This is a genomic window from Acetobacterium sp., assembly GCF_041752335.1.
In the GTDB taxonomy this organism is placed as follows: Bacteria; Bacillota; Clostridia; order Eubacteriales; family Eubacteriaceae; genus Acetobacterium.
In genome coordinates this window covers 1-12799 of the sequence record NZ_JBGSHG010000121.1, presented here as the reverse complement: position 1 = coordinate 12799, position 12799 = coordinate 1, and the positions used below count along the sequence as shown (strand labels likewise).

The 12799-nt window shown below is 36.7% G+C and carries 12 protein-coding genes; 1 reads left to right on the top strand and 11 read right to left on the bottom strand.

What is annotated here, in order from left to right; translation table 11 throughout:
- Positions 1-164 precede the first annotated feature (164 nt).
- Genes ACEW8F_RS14770 through ACEW8F_RS14760 form a run of 3 tightly spaced genes read right to left on the bottom strand, consistent with a single transcriptional unit; the run spans position 165 to position 3058 of the window.
- Complete coding sequence (locus ACEW8F_RS14770) at positions 165-1331, bottom strand: iron-containing alcohol dehydrogenase (protein WP_373484232.1); 1167 nt, start codon at positions 1329-1331, stop codon at positions 165-167.
- A gap of 48 nt (positions 1332-1379) precedes the next feature.
- Positions 1380-2261 (bottom strand): alpha/beta fold hydrolase, encoded by an 882-nt coding sequence (locus ACEW8F_RS14765; RefSeq protein WP_373484231.1) that lies wholly within the window; start codon positions 2259-2261, stop codon positions 1380-1382.
- Positions 2262-2287: 26 nt separating this feature from the next.
- Positions 2288-3058 carry an MBL fold metallo-hydrolase gene (locus ACEW8F_RS14760; protein WP_373484230.1) on the bottom strand — a complete coding sequence of 257 codons (771 nt, stop codon included), beginning with the start codon at positions 3056-3058 and terminating at the stop codon, positions 2288-2290.
- Positions 3059-3165: 107 nt separating this feature from the next.
- Between ACEW8F_RS14760 and ACEW8F_RS14755 the strand changes: the two genes are divergently transcribed.
- Positions 3166-4284, top strand: coding sequence for a response regulator transcription factor (locus ACEW8F_RS14755; RefSeq protein ID WP_373484229.1), 1119 nt, complete (start codon positions 3166-3168; stop codon positions 4282-4284).
- Between the two features lie 24 nt (positions 4285-4308).
- Here ACEW8F_RS14755 and ACEW8F_RS14750 read toward each other — a convergent pair whose 3' ends face one another.
- From ACEW8F_RS14750 to ACEW8F_RS14715, 8 genes are all read right to left on the bottom strand, one after another.
- Positions 4309-4818, bottom strand: a complete 510-nt coding sequence (locus ACEW8F_RS14750; protein ID WP_373484228.1) for a hypothetical protein — start codon at positions 4816-4818, stop codon at positions 4309-4311.
- A 106-nt stretch (positions 4819-4924) separates the two neighbouring features.
- On the bottom strand, positions 4925-6265 hold the full coding sequence (locus ACEW8F_RS14745) for an acetyl-CoA hydrolase/transferase family protein (RefSeq protein ID WP_373484227.1): 1341 nt from the start codon (positions 6263-6265) through the stop codon (positions 4925-4927).
- A gap of 60 nt (positions 6266-6325) precedes the next feature.
- On the bottom strand, positions 6326-7366 hold the full coding sequence (locus tag ACEW8F_RS14740; RefSeq protein WP_373484226.1) for a zinc-binding dehydrogenase: 1041 nt from the start codon (positions 7364-7366) through the stop codon (positions 6326-6328).
- A gap of 22 nt (positions 7367-7388) precedes the next feature.
- Positions 7389-8201: an SDR family NAD(P)-dependent oxidoreductase gene (locus ACEW8F_RS14735; RefSeq protein WP_373484225.1), complete on the bottom strand. Its 813-nt coding sequence runs from the start codon at positions 8199-8201 to the stop codon at positions 7389-7391.
- Positions 8202-8279: 78 nt separating this feature from the next.
- The gene (locus tag ACEW8F_RS14730) at positions 8280-9260 is read right to left on the bottom strand and encodes an alpha-ketoacid dehydrogenase subunit beta (RefSeq protein ID WP_373484224.1); all 981 of its coding nucleotides are present in this window, start codon (positions 9258-9260) and stop codon (positions 8280-8282) included.
- A complete protein-coding gene (locus tag ACEW8F_RS14725) occupies positions 9260-10252 on the bottom strand; it encodes a thiamine pyrophosphate-dependent dehydrogenase E1 component subunit alpha (protein ID WP_373484223.1) in 993 nt (330 codons plus the stop codon). Before ACEW8F_RS14725 ends, ACEW8F_RS14730 begins: the two co-directional genes overlap by 1 nt.
- Positions 10253-10272: 20 nt before the next feature.
- A complete protein-coding gene (locus ACEW8F_RS14720) occupies positions 10273-10974 on the bottom strand; it encodes a 2-oxo acid dehydrogenase subunit E2 (protein ID WP_373484222.1) in 702 nt (233 codons plus the stop codon).
- A gap of 8 nt (positions 10975-10982) precedes the next feature.
- On the bottom strand, positions 10983-11282 hold the full coding sequence (locus ACEW8F_RS14715; protein ID WP_373484221.1) for a lipoyl domain-containing protein: 300 nt from the start codon (positions 11280-11282) through the stop codon (positions 10983-10985).
- Between the last annotated feature and the right edge of the window lie 1517 nt (positions 11283-12799).

Below are 12799 nucleotides of genomic sequence, written 5' to 3'. Positions count from 1 at the left end.
GTCGCTTAACCCTGTAAATTTCGATTAGCTGTTTTGGGCCATTGTTCGGATTTTTTGATGGCTTGTTTACCATGCCATTTTTTATTCATCCTAATTTTTAAAAAATATGAAATTTACTATTGACTTTTATTAGCTGGTCTTTTTTAATGATAATTTTTAAATTACTAGTCTGCTAATTCATAGGTTCGGTCAATAATCCATTTTGCTCCGTCGTCATCAAGTTTTCTTGGACAGAAATTTACCATAATGTCTTTAAATGCTAATGGTATTATTTTTTCATAAGCGACTTGTTTATCAGGAACAAATTCGGTGATATCCGGTATCCCAACAGAGCGATACATTTCATGAATCGTTTCTGAAGTCTTCTTCGCAATTGACTCCGTGCTATCGGTGTCTTTATAATTGACATCCAGTAAATCTGCAATTTTAATTATTTCTTTGGGACATTCTTCAACCACAAATTCAAGACATGCAGGCGTAAAGATGGCACAACTAACGCCATGAGGCACATGAAAAATGGCTCCCATCGAATGCGCAAATGCATGGCTCATTGAACATTTTGCATTTGCTAATGCAATACCACCCAAATTTGAAGCTAAATGCATCTCGGTACGAGCTTCCAGATCATTGCCATTTTCGATGACTTTTTTATAACTGTTTTTCATTAATCGGATGGCTTCATATGATATACTTTGAGTAATCAAATTTGTCATATTGGATGTTATTGCATCAATTGCATGAGCGAGAACATCAAAAGCACACGCTGCCGTGACCTTAGGCGGCACACCTAGAACAAGTTCTGGATCAATCAGAGCCATATCTGGCATGGTTCCCATCCCGATAACGACTCGCTTCGAGCCACTTTCTGTATCCGTGATTACACTTCCCTTAGATGCTTCACTACCCGTTCCAGATGTTGTTGGAATTGCAATCATCGGTACGCCTGATTTTTGGGGAAATGATAAGTCATAAAAGCTCTGAAGCGGTTCATCGTTATTCAGCAATAATTTAACCCCCTTTCCTGCATCAATACTGCTGCCGCCACCAATTGCAACTACGCCATCAACTTTCTCTTTTTTAGCAAAGTCTACCATTTCTGTGATAATCAAATCCGTCGGATCAGCCTCTACTCTATTACTTGTGACTACTTCTATCCCTTCATGTCGAATAACGTCGATTATTTTTTCGGTTATTCCAGCCGCCTCAACGCCTTTATCATACATGACCAGGACTTTAGTGCATCCCAGTTCTTTTAGTTTTTCACCTGTTTTGCTTGAAATTCCTACATCAATAAACTGTGGTATTAACATCATGAATGCGTTCGTCTTCATCTTATTTCTCCTAAATTATAATTATTTAATGTTTTTCATTTGTGTGAATTATTTAGTTGCTGGATTGTTTTCGATTAGCTCGATTATCTCTTTTGTGCATTCTTCTTCATTGTTTTCCATTAACCAATGTCCTACTCCGTCAAGTTCAACAAATTTGTAATACCCTTTCATGTACTCATGCCCTTTTTCAACACCTACTCTTCCCAATGCAAAATCATGATTTCCCCAAATGTAACAAGTCGGAGTATATATAGGGCCAAAATGAATCTCAGGATTTTGTTCACTTGGTTTTACAAGCATCAAGGCTCTATACCAGTTGAGTATTGATGTACATGCTTCTTTAGTTGAGAATATTTCAAGATAATCATCAATATTTTTTGTTTCGAATCCATTCCATATTTCTCTAAGTCTTGCATGATCATCTTTTACAAGCAATTCCTCAGGAAGGTCTGGAGTTAGATATTCAAAGATATAACGACTTTGTTTCTGCTGTTCAGGATCATTTGCAACCGCCCATTCAAATGCCGCCGAATGTGGTGTTGACATGGCTGTCCAAGATTGTATTCTTTCCGGATATAGGGTAACAGCAGCCCAACCTACACCAGCGCCCCAATCATGGCCGACTAAATGGAATTTTCCCCTTTCACCAACTGCATCCGCTAAAGCGACAACATCTGAAGCTAATTTTCGTGTGGTAAAATTTTCCATACCAACTGGCCGCGCACCATCACTGTAACCACGTTGGTTAGGGGCAAGACAACGATAGCCTTTGTCTGCCAGTTTTTTAATAATATTCTCCCAAATAATAGAACTTTGAGGAAAACCATGTAATAAGATGACCAATTCACCCTTATTATCCAGTCCACAGGTTCGACACGTAAAATCCATTTCATTTGCTGAAATAGTGGTCTTTTTTACTTCATTATTCATAATCATAATCTCCCTATCTATACTGATCATATTTTAATTGTTTCCATTGTTTCTAAACATACATAAACCTTTGGCAGTGAGCCACTATATTTACTGACATTCTCCATAGCCCTTTCTCTGTAGTGGAATTTGTCATGTTGTTGTAATGGAATATGACAGGAAATGGCCAACTGAGGATTAACTACTTCACTGATAAAAGCGCGTCCTATTTCCTGGCTAATTTCTGTAAAATTTATACAAACCGTATCAATCGTTTCATTTCCCAACCAATCAGTAATATTCGAATTACCAGATTCTGCATCTCCCATAAAAAGGATCTGCTGATCTGCAACACTGATTAAATAGCTAAAGTGATTAACTGTATTATGATATTTGATCCCATCATGGTATGTTCTTGCTGCCTTAATTTTAATATTTCCTGCTTCAATAACAGTAACTTCACCATATCCAGAATTCAAATACGAAATTGGATTTGGTAGAAGATCCAAATCGTCTTTCATATAAATTTTATTATTTTCATCAAGTTCTGGTAATATTATTTTTGTTTCCGGATTTTGTACTTCACATAGCTTTTTTAGATCACAGTGATCTTTATGCACATGTGTAAAAATCAAAAAATCAATATTACTGAAATCTTCCTCACCATTGATAATTTTATTCATTACTTTCTCGGGTATGGGGCTGAAATTGAGTGCTTGTTCAGTATGAACAGCATCAATCAGAATTTTTGTATATCCATCAGTTAACATAAAACCGGCATTTGATAAATATGTTATCCTAATTTCATTTTTTTTCATCTGCTCTCCTAATCGTAAATTCTCTTGCTTTCTTGTATTTTTTTGTTATATAATAGTGTTAACGTTTAAATTTTATATAAATCATACCTTAAGGGTGGTGCAGTGCTTTGTCTCTACTAACTATCAGTGACTATGAAAAGATCTTGAATTTTTATTTCTTCATTAATAAAGACTATTCAGACTTTATTAACCGAACACTTACGGCATTAATCGATTTTTTTGATTTAAAGCTTACTGCATATGCTGTTTTTGACGTAAATCCAGACGGACAACGTTCCTTATCAAAATTAGAAACTCTTTATTTACGCCCAAATATTCTAAAGGCTTACAAAGAAAATTTTTACGCGTATGATCCCTTTTATAATAAAATTGACACCCTCCGAAATTCGAACAAATTCAAATATGTTTATACTACTAACGACCTCTGCTATGACGAATTTCTAAACTCGCCATATGGTGAATCGTTAATAAAAAACGGTATTGCATACCAAGCCATTTTAGGTGCGAGTGATGCTGCGCATCCTCCAATGAATATTATCAGCATTTTCAAAACCCGGAATGAAGGAAACTTCACTCAAAAAGAACTAGAATTGTTGACTCAAATTGGAAAAGCATTTCATGAATCTTTGAATCTATTTCGAAAATATACTTCTCAAGCAGATAAGATTTTCCTTGCAAATCGTTTATTCGATCTTACTTCAGTTGGTTTCGTTTTCTTTAATAAAAATAAAGATGTTATTGATTTCAATAAAACATTTATCAACTATACTGCTTTTCTGTCTAGTAAGCCAAATATTAATGAAATCGTTTATGATTTGATCAATTTCGTTGAATCTACAAATCAAATTACGCTTGACAATTTAAAAGAGAATTCAGTTATTAAAACCAACGGTTTTTTAGTAACGTTTTACCCTCCCCAAATAAATCAGAACCAATATATTGAAACGTTCTATTGCTTGACAATAAGGAAAATTGAGGAAAGACAACCAGGAGATGATATACAAAATCATCTTGTCGAAGAATACAATCTAACTAAGAGAGAAAGTGAGATACTATCTCTCTTAGTTGATGGTGCAAGTAACCTACAAATCTCAGAAACGGTTTATATCAGTGTTTCTACCGTTAAATCACATGTTCGAAATATTTTCAATAAACTAAATGTATCCACTCGTTCAGAAGCAATCCGAAAAATTCGAAAATTAGCTCTTTTTGAAAATAATAATTAAAATTCTCGCTGACTGTAAGCCTTTTTACGCTGTTTTTTTAACCGCAAGCGCGCCCAATACTTTAAATGCCACGGTAAGGATTAGTGAAAACCAAACAACACCAAATGCATATGAAAGAAGTAAATCTAAATAATTACTTTCTGTTAAAAACTGATGTGCTGTTAGGACAGTAATAAACAAAAATGTAGCCTTATTAAGAATGTATGGTAAAAACTCTGTAATATTAAAAAATAAAACAACAAATAATACTGCAATCAGTGCTATTTCAAAAACTGACATCCCGTAATTGTGAAGCAAATAGTAAAGCCCAAAACACAACGCAATCCCAACTAATGAACCAACGATATTTTCTACAATATGATCCATTTTGAAATGGTCAACATTTGCCCAATACCAAAAGAACATACAGCCAGCCCATACGTTCACCAATCCTAACTTTCCACTTACGATTGAGAATACAAATATTGCAATGGTCAGGATAATACCCAGGACAATACCTTCTTTAACTTTTTCATTAACTGATTTATTTTCCATTTTAAACACCTTTTCCTTTATTGTTTTTTTTAATTTATGAACACTTCTTTCTGAACATCATACAATGCTTCCGGCATACCTTTACAAAACCAGGCATTTGTTTCCGTTATCTTAATATGCCGCGTTTTTTTGCATTTTCTTCAAGCTCATCCCTAAATTCCGGATGCGCTATACTTATTAACGCTTTTGCCCGTTCAATTAGTGACGCGCCTCGTAATGCTGCAACACCATATTCAGTGACAACATAATCAACATCAGCCCTTGACAATGTAATGACGGTACCTTCGGGATGAACATCTACAATCGTCGATTTCAAAACTCTTTCGCCACTCGCGTTTTTCACATTGGCAGTTGAGTGCAACGCAATAAATGATTTCCCGTCTTTTGACATTTTAGCACCTTGAGCTGTCTCAACCTGACCACCGGTACCACTTATATGCCGCGTTCCAATAGCTTCCGAAGAACATTGGCCAAACAAATCAACTTGAAGTGTCGTATTGACAGATATCATTTTATGGTTTTTTGCTAATTCGAAAGGCGAATTACTGTCTCTGACATTTATATGCAGTACGCCAACATTGTCATCGATGAAGTCATATGTTTCCTTGGTGCCAAACGTAAATGATGTTACCATTTTATTTTTATAAAGTGTTTTACATCGATTTGTTACAATACCTTCCTTATACAATTGAACAAGACCATCATTCAACATTTCAGTATGAACGCCTAAATCTTTTTTATCTTTCAACGCCATTGCAACTGCATTTGGTATTCCACCGATGCCCAACTGAAGAGTCGATCCGTCTTCAATCATATCAGCAATATGTTTTCCAATAAGAATGTCTTCATCGCTCGATGCAGCGTTACGACTCGGAAGGTACATCACCTCGTTGTTACCATATAAAACATAGTCAACATCAGATATATGCACCTGGGTATCGCCAAAAGTTCGTGGTATATTTTCATTTATTTCTAAAATTACCAGATCCGCTTTTTTTAAGTAATCTGGACTGGCAACGCAAATTGGACCAGTGCTGAAGTAACCTTGCTTATCCATCGGGCTAACTGACAGTGTAAAGATACTCACTGGTTTTCCTGTTACCTCATGATAATATAATCGATCTGTTCCACTTTTACTCAAATGATTTGGATAAAATGTCGTCATTTTGGTTTGAGCAGGATCTCTCATAAAATTCCCATAAAATCCACTAACATGATTAAGGATGCCGTCATATGTTTCATCCGAATAAAAATCATAAGGTTTCAGGTTTAATAAATTAATATGGGTAACCCCTTTTACGCCACGATCTTTTAATAAATGAAATTGATCCATGTAAGCCATTGGCTCAGCTATACCATAGGTGTATATTGTAGCTCCACTGGTGATCTTTCCGACAGCTTCTTCAATTGTGATTGTTTTCTTATCTAATAATTCTTTATAGTTCATTTTCACCTCTCAAATAATAAATGTGCGGCAATCCTTTTCATTACCGCACTGATAAGGGCATTATGGATGCAATAATACTTTTATTTTATTTGCATCGTTACATTCAAATGCCTCATCAAAATCTTCAAATTTAAATTTATGTGTGACTAAATCTTTAGTGTTAATCCTGCCATCGGCCATCATTTGAAGCGTTTTTTGCCATGTGCCCAGATTATGACCATATGAAAACTGGATTCTCATATTTTGCATTACGGCAACAATATATGCTTTTATATTGCTACCTTCTGCACTGGTAAGGGCTAATTCAACAATTGTTCCTGCCCGTTTTGTCATCATGATTGATTGTGTAATTACGATGTCTACGCCCGTGCATTCAAAAACAAAATCAGCACCTTTTCCAAAGGTCAGGGCACGCACTTCCTGGATTACGTTGCATTTGTCATTTTCAAAAGTGTAGTCCGCTCCAAGTTTTTTACCTAATTCCAATCGAGCATTTGCGGAAGAAATGTCCGCTAAAATTGTCTTTGCACCACAGGCTTTTGCAAATTGAAGAACAAGTAAACCGATCGGTCCAGCACCCATAACTACAACCGTATCCGTTGGTTTTATGTCAACGTTTTCTAAAACAGCGTGAGCGGCAACAGCGGCTGGTTCAACCAACGCTCCTTCTTCTAAACTAACATTATCAGGCAACTTAAAAGTCGCTCCTTCTGGCATGCAAATGTATTCTGCCATTGCTCCGTCACATTCATAACCAATATTGATGGCATCCTGGCATCTCCCAATATCTCCCATTAAACAAGATCTGCATTTCCCACAGAAACCTTTTGTTACAATACCTGTGACACGATCACCAACTTTAAATTGCGTTACCCCTTCACCAATTTCGGCTATGGTTCCGCTATATTCATGACCCATGGTAAATGGAATTGGGAGCGGAGATGTCGGTGTTTCAAAACCACCAACAATATGTAAATCAGAACCGCAAATTCCACAATACTCAACTTTAATTTTAACGCTACCTGGAGCTATTTTTGGCTCCTCAACTTCTACATATCCAAGATAACCAACACCATGTTCTAATTTTTGAACCGCCTTCATTTTTTCTCCTCAACCTTCCTATTTAACGATAAATAATTCCTGAATCGACATTTAAACACTGTCCGGTTATATTCTTTGCCTCATCCGATGCTAAAAACAATACTGCAAAAGCAATATCTTCTGGTGTCTGAGTACGCTTTAACGCAGATCCAGATGCCATTTTTTCAACAACCTCCGTGCTTGTATTGCAATCTTCGAATGCCCCAGGCACTGCTTTCTTAAAATCTAGTGCATCGGAATAAATATCCGTATTTATAAATCCAGGATTGACACAGTTGACATTCACATTAAAACTTCCCATTTCTTTGGCAAGTGAATTGGAAAAACTAATCGGCGCCGCCTTGGAGGCTCCATATTGAGGCATCATTGGTACCTGCAGAAACGCCGCAATTGAAGAAATATTAATGATTTTTCCACTTCTTTGTGCGTAAAAATTACCATAAAAAGATCGACACATATTAAGCATCCCTACTGTGTTGACATTAAAAACACGTTTTACGTCGTCTGAAGATATTTTTAGAAATGGCGGTCCTATATCTTTTGGTCCAATACCTGCACAGTTAACAAGGATTTCAATCTTATTAAATTTATCTAATATCTCCTTTGAAAATGCATCCACAGCATTTTCATCACTGATATCTACTTTTCGAAAAAATGCTTTGACTCCTTTTTCTTCAAGCTTCGACGCTATTTTTTCGCCATTTTCAACATCCATATCAACTAAAATAACATTTGCTCCAGACTCAGCAAACATTTCAGCAATAGCTGCACCAATACCTTTTGCTGCCCCAGTAATAACCGCCGTTTTTTCAGAAAAATCAAATTTGATAGCCATACTATTATCTCCTTAATTTATATTAGAGCAATAGACAGCGATGATTTTCATCGCTCCTGTCTATTGCAAATTATCGGACTATTTTAGTGCTTTTAAAATTCCTGCTTTCATATCTTCAACGGATGGATATAAATATTTCTCTAAATCTCCAAATGGTATGATTGAGTTCATACCTGCTACACGAACTGGTGCTGCTTTTAATTCTTTCATGCAATTTTCGACAACCCATGAGAGAATCTGTGCTCCAAAGCCACCTCTTTCTGGCGCCTCATGTGCAACCATTAAGCGGCCAGTCTTTTTAACAGAATCAAATACAATTTCTTTATCGAAGGGTATTAATACTCTCGGATCAATAATCTCAATTGTTTTTCCCGTTTCTTCCTCAACTTGAGCGGCTGCTGCCTTAACATTAACCAATGCTCTATGATAGGCAACAACGGTTAAATCGGCACCTGTTTTGACAATTTTCCCAGCTTTTTGTAAAGATGGCACTTCATCCAACTCATCGGGCACTTCTTCTGTCAAACCCATTGTTGCTCTCTGGTAAATGAACAATGTCGGATCATCATCACGAATCGCAGCACGGTAATAAGCTCTTACGTCTGCTGGAGTTGTCGGAGCTACAATTTTGAGACCTGGTACATTTGCAAACCAAGCTTCAACACTTTGAGAATGATGGGCACCACTCTTTCCTCCTCCACCCTGAGGCAAAACAAAAGTTACCGGGCAACTATCGACGCCACCGGAATTAAAACGAATTTTTGCTGCAATATCGACAATCCCTTCAAATCCCAAGGTTACAAAATCGGCAAACATAAATTCTACAATTGGCCGATACCCACCTAATGCAGCACCGACAGAGAATAATGTGTAACCAGCTTCTAAAATCGGAAATTCCAATACACGATTTTTTCCAAATTTTTCCTGTAATCCAGTAAAGGTTCCCCAGCAACCACCTTGTTTGCCGAGATCTTCCCCAATACATATAACTTTTTCATCAGCAGCCATTTCTTCGAACATGGCAAGATTCAGAGCTTTCATAACTGACATTTCTGACATTATAGTTCACCTCCTGCATTATTTGAATAAACTCTATTGTAATCCAACACCTGTTCTTTAGTTGCAATGTTTTGACTTAATCCTTCATCAAAACCTTCTACAATTTCTTTTGTTTGAGATTCTCTTACTGCTTTAATTATTTCATCATCCAGAATTCCCAATTCTATCAAACGTTTTTCGAAACGGACAACAGGACAAATGGAATCTAGGTCTTCTTTATAACTCAAATCTCGATATTTCTGTGGATCACCAACATAGTGACCTTCCCAACGCATTGTTTTTACTTCAACAACGTTCGGTTCATTATTAGCTGCCAATTCCATACCATTTAGAACTGCTTCAGCGACTGCTACTGGATCATCGCCATCAACGGTAACCCCTTTCATGTTAAATGCTGCTGCTCTATCTGCAAGATTTTCTAATGGGGACTGGTTTTCCACTGGTGTCGACATCGCAATCCCATTATTTTCGATGAAGAACAAAATCGGCAATTTGAAAAGTGCTGCGATGTTCATTGCTTCATAAGTTGCTCCTTGACTTATAGCACCGTCTCCATATGGAGCAAAACCAATCTGTCGCTTTTTACCATCATTTTTTAGAGCCCAGGCAAATCCAGCAATTTCTGCCCATGTCCCACCGAGTGCACCTGCTGCAGGGAGTTGCCCATTTTTGAGGTCATGTATATGATACTCACCTGATATTCCGTCATTACAACCACCCGTGCGGCCAAGTAATTCCGCAATAAACGGTTTCCAACCAACTCGATGAGCCATTACTGTCTGAGCTCGATGCGTTTCAGTACCATAAGTTACAATGTCTGACTTTTTGAATGCAGTCAGTATACCTGCACTGACAGCTTCCTGTCCTAAACAAGGATGGATTGCACCTGCAATTTTTCCGCTGAAAATGTACTCAACGATTTTCTCACCGAGGACTCTTGATTTCACAATATCCGAATACATGTCCAGTAGTTCTTCATTTGAAAAGTTCATTAATTTACCTCCAAGTTTTTTTATTTCAAACCCATAAAGGATCTAGGGTCCAGCAAATATTTTTTAAATGTTTTTAGAAATAGACCACTATGAAATCCATCAATTGCTGCGTGATTTATTGTGACACTAAAACACGCCATTCTTTTAATGCTTGTGGTGTCATCATCATTCACAACCAACTGTTTTTTTGTTGTCCCGATAGCCATGATACCTGTTTCTGGTGGATTCAAAAATGGTGTCACTTGGTCTATTTCAAGCATCCCCATATTGCTTATGGTGTATGTAGAATCCATCATATGTTCCATTCCTAATTTTTTTGTTTTCAATTTTGCGATCATATCTTGAAGCTCATCTGAAATTTGGAAAATATCCTTATCTTGAGCTTCTTTAACAACAACCATCATAATTCCTTCTGGCAAACCAATGCCCACTGCAATATTTATAGAATCATATATAAAGAATTCATCACCGATCAATGCTGAATTTATCAATGGGTGTTCTTTTAAAGCTTCCGCTGCCAGCTTGACAAATACGGAAGTAACACTTACATTAGGATTTTGAGCCTTTAGGTTATCTTTTAGGTCAAGCACTGCGTCTACTGGAAAATAAATAGATCCAGATCCCTGAGGATAATCTCTAAGGCTCTCTGTCATTTTCTTCCCGATGAATTTACGCGCGCCGGAAATTTTATAACTTTCTTTTACTCTTTTTGAATCTGCCATATTAACTCCTATTCTTCTATGTGGGCTAGTATGTCACCAACAGCAACTGTTTCGCCTTCTTGCACTAAAATTTTAACTAAAGTACCGGTGGCAGGGCTTTCAATCTCCTGATTGAGTTTTTCATTGGAGAGTTCGTATAAAGCTTCTCCCTTTTCAACGTGTTCGCCTTCTTCAATCATCCATACTTCAATTCTTACATCCATTCCCGATTGTCCTATCATAGGAACTTGCACTTCTACCATTATTTCGCCTCCTAAATTTGTTTGATCAATATTACGGTATAATCGTAGCATTTCAAACGATTTCATTCATCCTTCTAAGAGATGGTTGAATTATTATATTTATCCAACTTTTTTAGACTTTACTAATTCTTATCGTCCTTTTCTCATCCTCTCTAATCCCTTTGTTTAAAACAATATTCTTCCATCAGAGAGCATCTATATCGTTTTCTGAAATGACATAATTTCCACACAAAAATAAAACACTAAACAATTTCTTTAGTCGCATTTTGATTATATTTTTTATAATTAAACGTAAGCGCTTAAACAAAAGGTGCTAAAATAAATAGAACTGGTGCAACAGGAAACCAGTTCTGGATACGTTATATAGTTAATATTTTGTCTGTACCTGTTCTAAACAAGGCGTCAGTTGGTTAGACGCCTCGGGGTCATTCTGATAATCTGTATCCGGCATGCACAGAAGTAGATGGTTGAGATAGGTGTAGATATTCACACCATGGATTTTGCGGTTCGGTGTTTTAACAATGCGATTTACCGCTGCACTTTTAGCAACTCCCTTTAGTATGTCGGAGAAGAGTCTTTTTTCTCTGGTCGAAGACACTTTCTTCAGATTGCTATAGAACCAATTAATTACGTATCCATTGCGTGACCAGCTCTTACTGTTGGGCTTATTTTGTGGATAGGTGCCAATAGTTTGACTTTTGCGAAAATATGTTTCAAATTATTGACACCAGCGATGTCAATAACAGCAACTGTACTGGCTCCGGAAAAGGTGCTTTGAAATATCAGAAACACTGCTTTGAACCATCGATAAGCGTACACTATTCAAGTGGAATATTCACAAATATTTCAATAATAATAGTATTTTTTTTTACAATGATACCTTTTGTCACCAGTCGTAAAATTGTGAAATATTGCCAAATTTACTCATTATCCAAAATATCGTAAAAAAAGTGCGACAAAAAGTAGGCTACAAGTACGACAAAAAATAGGAGTAAAATAGCCAGAAATAGCCAGAGTTTTTTGATTTTTCACAGTCGGTCATACTTTTGGTGGAAACTAAAATCAAAAAATAAAAAAAGAACCGCTAATTAAAGCCATTCTTTTAACATAATATTATTTTTTACTGGAGCTAGCGGGGGGAATCGAACCCCCGACCTACTGATTACGAATCAACAGGTAAATGGTATTTTAAAAGCATTTAATAGTCGTGATAGGACACACTTAGGACATTATTTTTTAAATTTCCTAATTGTTTTACTTTCGGTGGCCGTCATCCTTAAGGATTTCGCATTGAATTCCGCCAGCTTTTCCTGAATGGCATGGTTGAGTTCGATAAAGGAAAAGAACGTCCGATTCCGGAGAGCTGCAATAATCCATGTTGAAATCACACCGACCGTTCCTTCGGCACTTGGCTAATGATTGTTATCATCAATTGATGATAACAAAGATTATCTTCAAAATCAAATTATCTTCAATCTCGGCAGGATTGCCTGAAATTACAAGGAAATTCTGCCGGATTTTAAAGATAATAATTCAGCTCAAACCGCAGAATTCGAGCAGGTACTGTTCCTTATCCTTCCACT